Annotated in this window: 10 protein-coding genes; 5 read left to right on the top strand and 5 right to left on the bottom strand. The window is 74.4% G+C overall.

The window, feature by feature from the left end; all coding sequences use genetic code 11:
• The first annotated feature begins 1 nt into the window (after nucleotide 1).
• A complete protein-coding gene (pcaD, locus tag AB0E77_RS26265; protein WP_361574706.1) occupies nucleotides 2-1,117 on the top strand; it encodes a 3-oxoadipate enol-lactonase in 1,116 nt (371 codons plus the stop codon).
• 9 nt (nucleotides 1,118-1,126) lie between these two features.
• Here the strand turns inward: pcaD and AB0E77_RS26260 are convergent, their stop codons facing one another.
• Nucleotides 1,127-3,784, bottom strand: a complete 2,658-nt coding sequence (locus AB0E77_RS26260; RefSeq protein WP_361574703.1) for an AAA family ATPase — start codon at nucleotides 3,782-3,784, stop codon at nucleotides 1,127-1,129.
• A 240-nt stretch (nucleotides 3,785-4,024) separates the two neighbouring features.
• Here AB0E77_RS26260 and AB0E77_RS26255 point away from each other — a divergent pair, with 240 nt between their 5' ends.
• Nucleotides 4,025-5,164 (top strand): DUF2510 domain-containing protein, encoded by a 1,140-nt coding sequence (locus AB0E77_RS26255; protein ID WP_361574700.1) that lies wholly within the window; start codon nucleotides 4,025-4,027, stop codon nucleotides 5,162-5,164.
• Between the two features lie 145 nt (nucleotides 5,165-5,309).
• Here the strand turns inward: AB0E77_RS26255 and AB0E77_RS26250 are convergent, their stop codons facing one another.
• Nucleotides 5,310-5,921, bottom strand: a complete 612-nt coding sequence (locus AB0E77_RS26250) for a TetR/AcrR family transcriptional regulator (RefSeq protein ID WP_361574697.1) — start codon at nucleotides 5,919-5,921, stop codon at nucleotides 5,310-5,312.
• Nucleotides 5,922-6,173: 252 nt separating this feature from the next.
• Here AB0E77_RS26250 and AB0E77_RS26245 point away from each other — a divergent pair, with 252 nt between their 5' ends.
• Together AB0E77_RS26245 and AB0E77_RS26240 are read left to right on the top strand one after the other, a co-directional pair.
• Nucleotides 6,174-7,040, top strand: a complete 867-nt coding sequence (locus AB0E77_RS26245; RefSeq protein ID WP_361574694.1) for a phosphatase PAP2 family protein — start codon at nucleotides 6,174-6,176, stop codon at nucleotides 7,038-7,040.
• A complete protein-coding gene (locus tag AB0E77_RS26240) occupies nucleotides 7,037-7,999 on the top strand; it encodes a hypothetical protein (protein WP_361574692.1) in 963 nt (320 codons plus the stop codon). Before AB0E77_RS26245 ends, AB0E77_RS26240 begins: the two co-directional genes overlap by 4 nt.
• Nucleotides 8,000-8,020: 21 nt before the next feature.
• Here AB0E77_RS26240 and AB0E77_RS26235 read toward each other — a convergent pair whose 3' ends face one another.
• Nucleotides 8,021-10,075 (bottom strand): phosphocholine-specific phospholipase C, encoded by a 2,055-nt coding sequence (locus AB0E77_RS26235; protein ID WP_361574689.1) that lies wholly within the window; start codon nucleotides 10,073-10,075, stop codon nucleotides 8,021-8,023.
• Between the two features lie 173 nt (nucleotides 10,076-10,248).
• On the opposite strand from AB0E77_RS26235, the gene AB0E77_RS26230 reads away from it, so the two are divergent.
• Nucleotides 10,249-11,544, top strand: a complete 1,296-nt coding sequence (locus AB0E77_RS26230) for an MFS transporter (RefSeq protein WP_361574687.1) — start codon at nucleotides 10,249-10,251, stop codon at nucleotides 11,542-11,544.
• Nucleotides 11,545-11,575: 31 nt separating this feature from the next.
• Here AB0E77_RS26230 and AB0E77_RS26225 read toward each other — a convergent pair whose 3' ends face one another.
• Together AB0E77_RS26225 and AB0E77_RS26220 are read right to left on the bottom strand one after the other, a co-directional pair.
• Entirely contained in the window at nucleotides 11,576-12,919 is a 1,344-nt protein-coding gene (locus AB0E77_RS26225; RefSeq protein ID WP_361574684.1) for a hypothetical protein, read from the bottom strand.
• 1,014 nt (nucleotides 12,920-13,933) lie between these two features.
• Nucleotides 13,934-14,803: a DUF4132 domain-containing protein gene (locus AB0E77_RS26220; protein WP_361574682.1), complete on the bottom strand. Its 870-nt coding sequence runs from the start codon at nucleotides 14,801-14,803 to the stop codon at nucleotides 13,934-13,936.
• Nucleotides 14,804-14,811 lie beyond the last annotated feature (8 nt).

The raw sequence follows: 14,811 nt of genomic DNA, 5'->3' as shown, positions 1-14,811 counted from the left end.
CATGCTCGACCACCTGACCGAAGGCCCCGCCACCGCTCCCCCGCTGCTGCTCGGGCCCTCGCTGGGCACCTCGTACGCCCTGTGGGACGAGGTGGCGCCCGAGCTGTCCATCGGGCACCGGGTGATCCGCTGGGACCTGCCGGGGCACGGCGGTTCGGCGGCGGACCTCATCGGCCCCGGCGCCACCGTCGGCGACCTCGCCGCGCTGGTGCTGGCGCTCGCCGACTCGCTCGGTGTCGAGCGGTTCGCCTACGCGGGCGTGTCCTTGGGCGGTGCGGTGGGCCTGCATCTGGCCGTGCACCACCCGGAGCGGGTGTCCTCGCTCGCCGTCGTCTGCTCGTCGGCGCACTTCGACGGCGCGAAGCCGTGGGAGGAACGTGCCGCGAAGGTGCGCGCGGAGGGGCTGGAGGAGCTCGCGCGCGGCGCCGACGCACGGTGGTTCACGCCCGGGTTCACCGTGCCGCGGCTGGTGCGGGACCACCGGGAGGCCGACCCGGGGGCGTACGCGGCGTGCTGCGACGCGCTGGCCGCCTTCGACCTGCGGGACCGGCTCGGCGAGATCACCGCGCCCACGCTGCTGATCGCCGGCCGCGAGGACCCGGCCACGCCGCCCGCGCATCTTCGGGAGATCGCCGACGCCGTGCCGGGCGCGGCGCTGGCGGAGATCCCGGGCGCCTCGCACCTGGCGCCCGCCGAGCGTCCCGAGGCGGTGCTGACCGCGCTGCGCGGGCACTTCGGCGGGGGTGCCGGGCGCGGCATGGCGGTGCGGCGCGAGGTGCTGGGCGACGCGCACGTGGACCGGGCACAGGAGCGCCAGACGCCGTTCACCGCGCGGTTCCAGGACTTCATCTCGCGCTACGCCTGGGGGGAGATCTGGACCGACGAGACGCTCTCGCGCCGTGAGCGCAGCATGGTGACGATGACGGCGCTGGTGGCGCACGGCCACTACGAGGAGCTGGCCATGCATGTGCGGGCGGCCCGCCGCAACGGGCTCACGCCGGACGAGATAGGTGCCGTGCTGCTCCAGACGGCCGTGTACTGCGGGGTGCCGGCGGCCAACTCGGCGTTCGCGGCGGCACAGCGGGTGCTGGCCGAGGAGGACGGCGCCGCGGGCTGAGCGGGCCGGTCAGCCCGTGAGTGACTCCAGGGCGTCGCGGGCCTTCGCCACCAGCCCGTCCGAGCCGCACGACCGTGCCAGCGCCAGGCCCCGCTCGAGCTCCGCCCCGGAGCGGGCCGCGATGCCGTACTCGACGCGGGCCGCGGCATGTTCGTACTGGCAGGGCGAGGCTTCCAGGTAGGTGACCGCCTGCGCGGCTAGCCGGACCGCGCGCTGTCCCGTCTCCAGGGCGGCGGCGCAGCGCAGGGCCTCCCCTATCGCGGTGTCGGTGCCGAAGCGCTCGGCCTGGCGGCGCGCGTCGGAGGCGAGCTGGGCGGCGCGGCCGGGGTCCTCGGTGGCGAGGGCGCGGGCCAGGTCGGTCGCCCAGGGGACCACCACCGGGTTGTGCCGGCCGCGTGCGGCGGCGGCCTTCTCGGCGGCCTCCAGTTCGTTGACGCCCTCCTTGGTGCGGCCGGTGGCCAGGAGCAGCCGGCCGCGGACGGTGCGGGGGTCGGGCAGCACGATCGTGGACGGGTAGGGCGGGGCGAAGCCGTACTGGTCGGCGAGCGACCGGGCCTCCTCGACCCGGCCGCGGGCGAGCAGCGTGTCGATCAGGTTGCAGATGGCCGACCAGTACAGCGGCAGGCCGCGGCCGACGCGCTCGGCGATGCGCAGCGATTCCCGCAGGGACTCCTCGGCCTCGCGCAGCCGGCCCCGCCTGCGGTGGCCCAGGCCGACGTAGGCGTGCGCGAGGGCGAGGTGGCCGCCGCTCCAGCCCGCGGTCTCGTAGGCGCGCAGGGCTTCGGTGAACAGGGCCTCGGCGCGGTCGAGGCGGTCGCAGTAGGCGTAGGCGCTGGCCAGCATCATGGGCAGTTCCAGGCCCCACTCGGTGTCGGTCCAGCCGAGTCCGGGGGCGAGGCGGCCGTTGACGAGGGCGCGGTCGCACAGTTCGACGACCTCTTCGGCGTTCTCCCCGTGGGTCATGGCGTCGAAGCCGCGCAGGATGAGCAGGGCGCGTTCGGCGTTGTCGCGGCCGGTGCAGGTCGCCGCGAGTTCGGCGAGGCGCGCGGAGCGGTCCGGGGACGCCGTCTCGCCGGCGTGGATGCCCTCCCACATGTACTGGACGGCCTGGAGGCGCAGCCTCGCCGAAGGGTCCGGGTTGCGGGCGGACTCCGCCTCGACGGTACGGACGGCCTCCTCGAGCTGGTCGTTGTGGAGGAGGGCCTGGGAGAGCCGGAAGACGGCGTCGACGCGTTCGTCGCCGTCGAGGCCGGGCATGGCGAGCGCGGTGCGCAGATGGCCGATGGTGGTGGCGGGCGCGGTGAGCAGGGTGGCGCAGCCGAGTTCGTAGAGCACACGCGCGTGGGCCTCGGGCAGCGGCGGTTCCTGGAGGGCGCGTTCGAGGCAGCGCCGGGCGGCGTCGGGCGCGCCGACGGCGAGGTGCTCGCGGGCGGCTTCGCGCAGCTGCCGCACGACGTCCTGGTCGTCGTCGGGGTGGACCTGGAGGAGGTGGCGGGAGGCGGCCGCGGCGCCGAGTCCGGAGTCGGCGACGAGCTGGGCGGCGATGCCGTGCATGGCCCGGCGCAGCGCGTCGGGGATCGAGTTGTACACGGCGGTGGCGATCAGCGGGTGGACGAACTCCAGGTCGCCGTCGGCGCCCTGTCCGGCGGCCGGGTCGGGTGCGGTGAGGATGCGGGCGGTGCCGAGCAGGTGGGCGCAGCGGACGGCGTCGGCGCGGTCGAGGGTGGCGAGCCGGGCCACCATGTCGACGGTGATGCCGGTGCCGAGGATGGCGGCGGCCCAGGCGAACCGGGTGGCGTCGATGCCGAGTTGCTCCAGGCGGGCGACGAGTCCGCCGCCGCGGGCCGAGCGGTTCAGGGCGCGCAGTTCGCCGGCGCGGGCCTCGACCGGCTCCAGCTGGCTGTCCTGGACCTTGGCGAGGAGTTCGACGGTCTCGTACGGGTTGCCGTCGGTGACGGCCCACACCTCGCGGCAGAACGCGCCGTCGGCGTGGGCGCCCAGGGTGGCGCGGGTGAGTCCGGCCGTCGCCTCCGGGGTGAGGGCGCTGAGCGGGGCGAGGGGCCGGCCGGCGGCCTCGGCGACGTCCAGGTGGCGGGTGCTGTCGCCGGTGCCCTCGCCGGGGCGGCGGGCGATCACCAGCAGGGCGGAGGTCTCGTCGAGGCGCCCGGCGAGCGCGGCGAGCCAGCGCAGGGTCTCCTGGTCGGCCCAGTGGACGTCGTCGATGAGCAGGACGAGGGGCCACTCGCGGCGGGCCAGCCGGCGCACGGCGGCGACCAGTCCGTCGCACACGCCCTGCGGGTCGGCCTGCCGTTCGCCCGGTTCGGCTATGCCGAGGGCCGGGCCGGCGATGTCGTACCAGTCGCCGAGGTACTCGCGGGCCTCCTCCGGGAGCATGGAGACGAGGGCCGGCTGGAGCAACTGCCGTACGACGTTGAAGGGGACGGAGCGCAGGGTCTCGCCGCCGCGCGCCGACCAGACGGTGCAGCCGCGGGTCTCGGCCAGCAGCGCGGTCTTGCCCAGTCCGGCCTCGCCCCGGCAGACCAGCAGGGTGCCGCCGGACGAGCGGTCCGCGCACAGGGTGTCCACCGCCTTTGTGATGGCGGCGACTTCCTCTTCCCGCTCCCAGAGGGAGGCCGAGGCGGCGGCCGTGGGCCGAACCTCCGTCATCCCGCTACCTCCCCATGTCGCCCGAACGACGTACAGGGGTCGAGCCTAGCGGCCCGACCGGCACGGTGGTGGATGCTCGGGGCACCAGTTGCCGTGACGGGTGACATGCGGTAAAGCGTGGGCGACGCGCCGGGCCGGTCACCAGCGGGGGGACGCGGGCCGTACGTCAACGGGCGGAAGAGCGGGGGCGGTCGCGGGGTCTCTCATCCGGCTTTCACCGACGCCTCATACGGTGGGGTCATGACGCAGGTGACTCCTCCCGGGTGGTACCCGGACCCCGGGCAGAAAAGTGACGGTCCCGCCACCGAGCGCTGGTGGGACGGCAAGGCGTGGACGGACCAGGTCCGTCCGGCGGGGCCGGCCGCCGGGCAGGGGCCTGAGACACCGTCGGACACCGGCGCGGCGCCCGGACCGGCGGCTCCGCCGGCCGCGCCGCAGGCCGGCGCCGCACCCGGGCCGCACGACGCCCTGCCGGGGCCGTACGGCACCGCGCCCGGGCCTCATGACGCGGCGCCGGGTCCTCGCGACGCGGTGTCCGGACCGTACGGCAGCGTGTCCGGGCCGTATCCGGTGCACCCCGGGTATCCGGGACATCCCGTCCAGCCACCGCCGGGCCGGCGGCGCGGTCTGCGCACCGGTATAGCGGTGGCGGCGGCCGTGGCCGTGCTGGCCGGCATCGGCGCCGGCGTGTATCTGCTGGCCGACGACGGCTCGTCCGGCAGCAGCGCGGGGTCCCCGCGGCAGCAGGAGGGGCCCGGCTCCGACGACGGGAACGACCCCTTCGGCGGTCCGGGCGGAGGCGACCGGTCGCCGGCGCCGGACTCCCCGGACGGGTCGCAGCCGCCCAGGATCGAGAGCGGGTCGGTCACGGACCCGGTCAGCGGGATCAGCCTGCCGATCGTGGACGGCTGGTCGGGGCAGCAGTTGTCGGTCGGTGCCATGGTGTCCTCCGACGACGCCTACAAGTGCCCGGGCGACGCCTCGGCGACCTGCACCAAGGGCGGCGCCTACTCGGCGCCCGCGATGGTGCTCGGCACCGAGGGCAGCACCGCCGAGGAGGTCGCGAAGGCGGACATCGCGGCGAACGCCGAGGAGTCGTACGGCGGCAAGTCCTACGGCGGGATCACCTCGCACCAGGAGCTGGCCTCGAAGGAGGTGACGGTCGCCGGTCAGAAGGGGTACCTGGTCCGCTGGAAGGCGGTCACCAGCAAGGGTTCCGACGGATTCGTGGAGTCGCTGGCCTTCCCGTCGCCCGCCGACGCCAAGCGCATCGTCGTCGTCCGCTTCGGTGTCGACACGGAGGGCCAGGAGAAGCTGATCGACGAGATCACCGAGGGCATCGAGGTGTCCTCCGGCGGCGGCAGCGGACAGGACGTCTGAGGGGCCCCGGACGTCAGTCGGCCGGGTGGGGCGCCCCTCCGCTCAAAGGACGTCCCACCCGGCCGGGGGTGCGCGCCGCCCCCGTCCCCACGGTGCGGCGCGGGCAGGCCGCCGTCCAGTCATCCCGTGGACGGCGGCCTGAGTCTCAGGGCAGGCCGAGGGCCGGCAGCACGACGGCCTCCACGAACCGCACCAGGTACTCCGCGTCGGCGTACTCGCCCTCGATGACCGGCCGCATCCGCAGGGCGCCGAACATCTGCGCGGGCACGAACTCCAGCGCCGGGTGGCCGGCGGGGACCTCGCCCCGCTCGACCCCGCGCCGCAGGATCTGCCGCAGCGCGGCGATCTCCGGCTCGACCAGGGCCTCACGCAGCGCGCGCTGGAGCTCCGGGTCCTGCATGACCGCGTGGCCGAGGGCCTGGAGCAGCGTGTCCTTGCCGGACCACTGTCCCGCGGCCCGGGCTGCCTGGCGCAGGTCCTCGGCGAGCGACCCGGTGTCGATGCCGGCGAAGCGCACCCGGCGGCTGGAGCGCAGGGCCGCCGCCACGAACTGGGGCTTCGTCTTCCACTGCCGGTAGAGCGTGGACTTGCTGCACCGGGTGCTGGCGGCGATGCCCTCCATGGTCACGGCGTCGTAGCCGCACTCCCGGATCTGTTCGAGCACGGCGTCGAAGAACTCCTGCTCACGCTCGGGCGTGATCTTGGAGCGGCGCGAGGTGCCGACCGTCTCCGGTCGGTCCGCGGCCTGCGACGTCATGCTCTGCTCCTCACTCGTTCCCAGCGGCACTGCACCAAGGGTCGAGGGACCCGTGCTCCAGTGTGTCGCAAGTCTATCGATACGTCAGTGTACCGGTACCCGATCGTATCGGTACACTGACGTATCGGAACGGGGTCGTATCGATGAGAACCGTCACACGGCCCCCGGACCGGCGACCGCACCGCACCCGGTGAGCCGTCGGCCCGGACCGCACCACCGCACCGCACCACCGTCAGCGAAGGGGCCCCGGGGATGAATGCCCGCACTCGGCCTGCAGAAGCGGAGCCGGACGCGCCCGCGCGCCCGCCGCTCGTCCGTGAGCTCCTGCTCGTGGCAGGGCTTTTCCTCGTCTACAAGTTCGGCCGGCAACTGGCGACGGGCCACACCGACGAGGCCTTCCGCAACGCCCACCGCGTATGGGACTGGGAACGCGTACTGCGGCTGCCCGACGAGGCCACGGTGCAGTCCCTGCTGCTCCACGGCGACGTGCTGGTCCACGCGGCGAACACCTACTACGCCACCGTCCACTTCCCGGCCACCGTGGCCTTCCTGGTCTGGCTCTACCTGCGGCGTCCCGCGCACTACGTCTGGGTCCGCCGGGTGCTGGCGGCGCTGACCGGCGCCGCGCTGGTGCTGCACCTGGCCTTCCCGCTGGCCCCGCCGCGCATGCTGGACGCGACCGGACTGATCGACACGGCCCGGGTCTTCGGGCCCTCGGTGTACGGCCCGCCGCGCACCGACCAGCTGTCGAACCAGTTCGCGGCGATGCCCTCGCTCCACTTCGGCTGGGCGCTGATGCTGGCGGTCGGCATGATCGTCGCCACCCGGTCGCGGTGGCGGTGGCTGTGGCTGCTGCATCCGCTGGTGACGCTCCTGGTGATCGTGGGCACCGCGAACCACTACTGGCTCGACGTGCTCGTGGCGACCGCCCTGCTCGGCATCGCCCTCGCCGTCCTCCGCCCGCCGGCTCCCGCGTCCCGGCAGGAGCAGTCCCGGGAGGAGCAGTCCCGGGAGGAACAGGGGACGCAGGGGCCCCCGTGCCGCCTGCCGGTGTCCCGGCGACGGCAGGCCGGGCGGCGTGAGGCGGAGCGGCCCGAGCTGGTGGGGGCGGGCCGGTGAGCGCCGCGCTGATCGCCGTCCTGCTCTCCCTGGTCTCGGCCGTCGCCTATGCCGCCGCGGCCGTCGCCCAGGAGCGGCTGGCCGCCCGCAGCTCCGGGGCGGGCGTGCTGCGGATGCTGGGCAACGGTGCCTGGTGGTGGTCCGTGGCGCTCAACGCGGGGGCGGCGCTGCTGCACGTCGTGGCCCTCAAGTACGGCCCGCTGACGGTGGTCCAGCCGCTCGGCGCGCTCACCCTGGTCGCCGCGGTGCCGCTGGGAGCGCGGCTGGCCGGCCGGCGGGTGAGCGCCGTCGAGTGGCGGGGCACCGGACTGACCCTGCTCGGGCTGGGCGCGCTGCTGCTGACGGCGTCCGGCCCCGCGCCCGACGACGTGCTGAGCGTGCCGGAGGCGCTGACGGTCTCCGGTGCGACGGCGGCGCTGGTCGGCCTGCTGTCACGGCCCGGCGCGCGTCCGGGGCTGCGGCACGCGACGGCGTCCGGCATCGCCTCCGGGGTCGCCTCGGCGCTCACGCAGACCGTCACGGTCGCCGTCACGGACCGCTCGGGTCCGCTGCTCAGCGTCCAGGTGATCGGGGTGGCGGTGCTGGTGGCGGCCTTCGCGGCGGGCGGGCTGCTGCTGTCCCAGACGGCCTACCGGGGCGGTCTCGGCGCCCCGCTCGCGGTGGTGACGCTGGCCAACCCGGTGGCCGCCGCGGTGATCGGGGTGTCGCTGCTCGGCGAGCGGCTGCGCGGCGGTCCGGCCGGTGTGCTGCTCGCGCTGACCGGTGCGGCGCTGGCCGGCTGGGGCGTGGTCCAGCTGAGCCGGTTCGCACCCCCGCTGCCGGACGGCTCACGTCCAATGGCCCCCGCCGCGCCGGAGGCGGTGCGGGCTCCGGCGCCGGGTGGCGGGACGGTGGCGCCGGGGACCGATCCGGCGCCGGTGCCCCGGCAGCCGAGCCCGGGGCACCTGACCGCGCTGTGACGCCGGCGCCCGTCCCTGTGCCTACGCCGTGGCGATCGCCGGGTCGCTCACTCCCGGCCGGCCGTTCTCCACGTGCCCGGCGAAGCGCCGCAGGAAGGCCGGGTCGCCGTCGGCGGTCACGGTGAGGTCGTACCAGCGCCGGCTCGCCGCCAGGTCGACGGTGTGCCGCACGGTGGCGCCGGGGCGGACGGTGACCGTCCGGCCGGGGCCGCCGTAGCCGTCGGTGATGCGCAGGCGGACCGTGCCGGAACCGGCGTTGGTGAAGGTCAGCCGGACGTCGTCGCCGGTGTGCCGGGCGGTGACCTCGGGCCCGGCGGTCTTGTTCCCGCCCCGGAAGACGCGCAGGAAGCCGGCCGGACCGTGCACGGTCAGGTCGTACGCGCCGGCCGAGTACACCGAGTTCCAGGTGTCCGCGATGCTCTTGCCGGCCTCGGTGGTGTACGTCCACGGGCCGTCGCCGCGGTTGCCCGAGGTGACGAGGAACGCCGCACCGGCCCCGGCGCCGGAGGCGAAGGTGAGCGTGAACTTCCCGGCCGCCGCGTCCACGGCGCCGTCCACCTGCGGGGCGTAGCGCAGCGGGCGTGCGGGACGCGTGCCGGGCTCCTGGCGGGGCATGTCCGGGTCCGCCGGGGGCGTCGGGCGGTAGTCCGGATGGCGTTCGCGGTCCGGCGGCTCGTAGGCGTCGGTGTCCGGCAGCCGTGCGGGGCGGCTGTCCGGGCGGGAGAAGTCGAAGGCGGAGGTCAGGTCGCCGCAGACGGCGCGCCGCCAGGGCGAGATGTTCGGCTCGCGCACGCCGAAGCGGCGCTCCATGAAGCGGATGACCGAGGTGTGGTCGAAGGTCTCGGAGCAGACGTAGCCGCCCTTGCTCCAGGGCGAGACGACCAGCATGGGCACGCGGGGGCCGAGCCCGTAGAAGCCCTCGGTGTGGGTGGCGCTGCCCTTGAAGACGTCGAGGGACACGTCGACGGTCGACAGGCCCTGCGCGGCCGACTTCGGCGGGAGCGGCGGCACCACGTGGTCGAAGAAGCCGTCGTTCTCGTCGTAGGTGATGAACAGGGCGGTCCTCGCCCACACCGCCGGGTCGGAGGTGAGCGCGTCCAGGACCTGGGAGATGTACCAGGCGCCGTAGTTCGAGGGCCAGTTGCCGTGCTCGGAGAAGGCCTCGGGGGCGGCGATCCAGGAGATCTGCGGCAGCTTCCCGGCCTTGACGTCGGCGCGGAGCCGGTCGAAGTAGCCCTCGCCGCTCTTGGCGTCGGTGCCGGTGCGGGCCTTCTCGTACAGCGGGTCGCCGGGCTCGGCGCCCCGGTAGGAGTTGAAGTACAGCAGGGAGTTGTCGCCGTAGTTGCCGCGATAGGGGTCGTCGATCCAGCCCCAGCCGCCTGCCGCGTCGAGGCCGTCGCCGATGTCCTGGTAGATCTTCCAGGAGATCCCGGCCTCCTCCAGCCGCTCGGGGTACGTCGTCCAGTCGTAGCCGGCTTCGTCGTTGCCGAGGACCGGGCCGCCGCCCTTGCCGTCGTTGCCGGTGTGACCCGACCACAGGTAGTAGCGGTTGGGGTCGGTGGAGCCGATGAAGGAGCAGTGGTAGGCGTCGCAGACGGTGAAGGTGTCGGCGAGCGCGTAGTGGAAGGGGATGTCCTCGCGGGTCAGATACGCCATGGTGGTGGTGCCCTTGGCGGGCAGCCAGCGGTCGTACTTGCCGTTGTGGTAAGCCGCCTGCCCGTCGGGCCAGCCGTGCGGCAGGCCCTGGAGGAACTGCATGCCGAGGTCGTCGGCCTCGGGCCGGAAGGGCAGCACCTCGGTGCCGTCGGACTTGGTCTGGTGCCACACCGACTTGCCGCTGTCCAGGGTCACCGGGTGCGGGTCGCCGAAGCCGCGGACGCCGCGCAGCGCGCCGAAGTAGTGGTCGAAGGAGCGGTTCTCCTGCATCAGGACCACGATGTGCTCGACGTCCTCGATGCTTCCCGCGCGGTGGTTCGCCGGGAGTGCGGCGGCCCGCTCGATGCTCGCGGACAGCGCGCTGAACGCCGCGGTTCCGCCCGCGAGTTGGAGGAAACGACGCCGGTTGACTTCGGGCATGGGGTGGGAGACCTCTCGCCTCGGGAGTGGGGGGCCGTACCGGTCCGGGGCGGACCGATGACGGAATGTGCGCGAAGCGAGTGTTCCAGGAGCATCAAACGTCAGGGAAGGGTCTGGTGGCGCTGATGTGAAAGTCGCCGGTACGGGGGGTGTGCCGGACCCGTCGGACGGGGATGGTCGCGACCATGACAGGCATGCACACGGTCGCCCCGCCGACCCGACGGCCCGTACGCCAGCTCCTCGCCGCCTCGGTGGGCAACGCCGTGGAGTGGTACGACTGGTACGCGTACACGTTCCTGGCCACCTACATCGCCGACCAGGTCTTCCCCGACAGTGCGGACAACTCGCTGGTGCCGCTGCTGTCCACGTTCGCTGTGTTCGCGGTGGGCTTCTTCATGCGCCCGGTCGGCGGGCTGCTGATGGGGGCGATCGCCGACCGGCGCGGGCGGCGGGCCGCGCTGACCGTCACCATCCTGCTGATGGGCGGCAGCAGCCTGCTGGTCGGGCTGACCCCGACCTACGCGACGGCCGGTGTGCTGGCGCCGGTGGTGCTGGTCGCGGCGCGACTGCTCCAGGGGCTGTCGGTGGGCGGCGAGTTCGCGGCGTCGACGACCTTCCTGGTGGAGTCGGCGGGCCCCGGCAGGCGCGGTCTCTTCTCCAGCTTCCAGTACGTCTCGACGACAGCCGGGCAGCTCGTCGCCTCCGGTGTCGCGACGGTGCTGGTGGACACGCTGAGCGAGGAGCGGATGAACGGCTGGGGCTGGCGGGTGCCGTTCGTGTTCGGGGCCGTGCTCAGCCTCGTCGGCTTCTGGATCCGGCAGGGCGCCCAGGAGACCCGCAGCGCCGAGCAGCAACGGGCGCCGCGTCCGGGGCTGTTCGAGGCGCTGCGCCGCCATCCGCGCGAGTCGCTGCTGATCGGCGGCATCACGGCGGGCGGCACGATCGCCTACTACACCTGGACGTCGTACCTGCCGATGTACGCCGAGCTCAACACGGGGCTGGACAAGTCGGACGCGCTGCTCGCGGGCACGATCTCGCTGGCGTTCTTCGGGCTGCTCCAGCCGCTCGGCGGACTGCTCTCCGACGGTTTCGGCCGCCGTCCCCTGCTGCTGTTCTTCGGCGTGGGGTTCGCCCTGCTGAGCGTGCCGCTGCTGCACGCCCTGCGCGACTCGTTCGCCGTGCTGCTGCTGGTGCAGTGCGCCGGCATGATCCTGCTGACGGGCTTCACCTCGATCAGCGCGGCCGTCAACGCGGAGATCTTCCCGCCCCGGGTGCGGGCGGCCGGTATCGGCTTCCCGTACTCGCTCACCGTCGCCCTGTTCGGCGGCACCGCCCCGTACATGGGCACGCTGTTCAAGGAGATGGGGCACGCGGGGCTCTTCCCCTGGTACGTCGCCGTGCTGTGCCTGGTCTCCTCGCTGGTGTACCTGCGGCTTCCGGAGACGGCGCACAAGGAGCTGGCGCGGTGACGGCCGCGCGGGGCGGCCGTCACCACACAACTCAGCGGCGGCGCCCGCGCGGTCGCGGCACCTCCGGTTCCTCCAGGCGTGGACCGTCGCCGTCCTGGACGCGCCGCCAGGCCTCGCGGTAGAGACCGGCGACGGGCCGTGTGGGCACGACGACGCCGAGGGCGGGTGTCTCGCCGTCGAGCAGGTCGTAGAGCGGCAGCTTCCACCGCTCCAGCGGGAGGTGCGGGTTCGCGGGCCGGATCCAGCCGCCGGGCAGGAACAGCGAGCGTCCCGCCTTGGGCCGGCTGCCCTCCACCACGAGGCCGGTGGCGGCGAGTTCGGCGCCGGCGGCACGGAGCCGGGCGGTTCCCCCGCGTTGCCCGCCCCAGCCGGTCCAGCGCGCGGTGTTGCGGTCCGTGGGGTCGGGCAGGGTGAGCAGCATCAGATAGAGGACGGCGGCGTCCTCGCCGACGCCGTGCCGTCCGGCCACCTCGGCGACCAGGTCGGGCACCGAGCGGGCGGGGTCCTGCGGCCACCACGTCCCGTCGGCGTCGGGCCCGCCCGCCACCGGGTCGCCGGGGCCGGCGAGCAGCTCGGCGAACCTCGCGTCGTGGACCAGCCGCAGCGCGGCCTCCTGGGCGTTCGGCCGTGCGCCCGTGAACAGGGCCGTCAGGTCGGGGCCGAAGCCCGTGGTGTCCAGAAGTACCGGCCGGACAGCGGGGACCGGTGCGGGCCCCTCGGTGCCGAACAGGAGCGCGCCGTGGCGCACGAAACCCTGGCCGGTCTCGTCGGGGTCCCCGGCGGCCTGCCGGAACGCCTCCCAGTCCGCCCTCCTGTCGAGCCCGAGCAGCAGCCCGGGGTTGGCCAGCCGCTCACACAGCGCGGCCAGCACGCCGGGCAGGGCGGCCCGGACCGGGTCGCCCGCCGGAAGGCGGTGGGCGAGCCACGCGGCCAGAGCCACGGCACCCTTGAGGGTGTCGTTGGCGAAGCCGGGCGCCCGCTCGGCGGACTCGACCGCGTAGCGGCCGAAGGTCCAGGTCAGATCGCGGGTCAGCCGGGGCTCGGTGGCGAGATCGACGAAGCCTCGCAGGGCGTCGGCCGGGGCCCATCCGACGGGCTCGATCGTGCGGACCGCGTCGTGGAGCACCTCCTCGGGAAGGGGGGTGCGCCGGCCGAGGCGCTCGTTCCAGACCTCGGCGGCGCGGGCCGTTTCGGGGCCGTGCGTCCACAGCCGGGCCGGTTCGACGGGCAGCAGCGCCGCCACGACGGCCCGCAGGGCGTCCATGTCGAGGGCCCTCAGCCAGTCCTTGGCCACGCGGGCGTCGGCCGCCTTCACGCCGATGGTCTTCAGCGTCGCCGAGGGCACCGTCCGGCGCTTGTCGTCGATCTGCGGCATGCAGGTCCAGCCACTGGGGCAGTTCCTGCTGCTCCCACTCCGTGGGCAGCACCGCCAGCAGGGTGCCGCGGACCGCCGGCTCCTGCCGGGCCAGCTCCAGCAGCGCGGGGCGGTGCGCCTTCCACCAGCCGAGCGGGGCCCTGGCCGTGCCGGGCAGCGGCAGCATCTCGCGCAGGTAGGCCATCTCCTCGGCGAGCGCGTCCTTGCCCGCGACGGCCTTCGCCAGTCTGCGCAGGTCGCCCGCGCCCGGGCTGGACGGCGGCACACCGTGCGACGCGAGCCGCACGAAGAGGCCACGCAGATGCCGGAAGGCCGTGGCGGCCGGCACCCTCGGCGCCAGTCCCTTGGCATAGCCGGAGAGGATCTTCGTCGGGACGGCGTCGGCCACGGCGAACTCGAGGAACACCGCGTCCATGCGGGCCTCGTCGAAGGGCAGCGCGTGCGCCGTCTCGGCCTTGCGCGCGTCGACGAACATCTGGGCGGCGTAGGCCTTCTCGCCGGCGGCCAGGAAGACCCGGCCGGCCTGCTCGTAGAAGGTCGGCAGGAAGTGCGGGACGGAGCCGGCGAGCCGCTCTCCGATGGACTCGTAGGCGGCGCGGGCCCTCTTCGGCCGCGATCGCACCGTCCGCGCCACCTTGTTCATCTCCTCGACCACGGACATGGCCAGGTGGCCGTCCGAGGGGTGCCGGACCAGGACCCATTCGGGGAAGCCCATGGCCCGGGGCCGGCCGAGGCCGACCTCCACCGGCTCGCCCTCGGCTTCGAGGCCGAGGAACCCGCTGCCCGGCTCCACGCCCTGTTCCGCGGTGGTGAGGCGGACCACGGTCCGGCCGTCGAGGCCGGGGTGCCGGTAGGCCTGGGTGACCACGGGCACGGCGCGGTCGCCGACGCCGGTGGTGCCCGGCGGCAGCACGGCTCCGGCGCGCAGCAGTTCCTCCGTCCGTGCCGTCGCCCCGCCCGGTGTCGTCGCGTCGTTCATGAGGTGGGTGCCTTTCCCCGGGGTGCATGCGCCGTTCACTTGCCGTCGTCCGTGTCCGCCGTGCCGCCCGCGTGCAGGGCCGCGGCCATGCGCATGCCCTCGGACCAGGCCACGGGGCCGACGTCGGTCAGCGGGAGCGCGTGGTACCCGTCCTCGTCGCGCCAGGTCAGGCGGCCTGTCCAGGCCTTCTCCTCGGTGTACGGGTCACCGATGCCGACCGAGGCGGTGAAGATCCGTCCGGCGTCCCGGATCCGGTCGACGGCGTTCATGCCGGATACCCGGTAGCCGAGCGAGGTGGCGCGGGCGGAGAGGCGGTACCACGAGCGGTACTCGGCCCCCGCGTACCGGGTCACCGCGGTGGCGGCGGGGTCGATCCCGTCGGGCTTGTGCCAGACGGCGCGGTGGAGCTGGTCGACGCCCTGGGTCAGCCCCGACTCGGCGGCGAGGGTGCGCAGTTCGCCGAGGCGCGCGAGGAGGACAGGGTGCGGCATGGTCACCGTGCGCGGTGCCAGGCGGATGGTCTCGCCGTCGGCGGTCAGCACCCGCAGCGCGCCCGAGTCGTCCGCGTCCCGCAGGAATCCGGCCGTCTCCGGGCCGTCCGCGACGACGACGATGTCCCGCAGCGCCGCCCGCCATGCCTCGTCGGGCCAGACCCGAGCCAGCAGCACGGCCGGGACCGGCAGTGAGGACACCATCCAGTGGGTGACCTGTGCCGTGCACTCGGCCGCGTGCCGGTCGAGCCACTCGGCGAACCGCTCGAGTCCGCTCACCTCGGGGTGGTCCCGTAGCTCCGCCGGGACCTCTCGCACCCGCTCGTCCGGTGACTCACCCGACGCGGACCGGGCCATCACCCGCCCCTCCACCAGTGCGACCTCGTAGGTGTCGCCCGCTGCCAGCCAGCCCATCGCTGTCT

The organism is Streptomyces sp. NPDC032940 (assembly GCF_040636935.1).
GTDB lineage: Bacteria > Actinomycetota > Actinomycetes > Streptomycetales > Streptomycetaceae > Streptomyces.
This window is presented reverse-complemented; position numbering and strand designations above follow the sequence as displayed.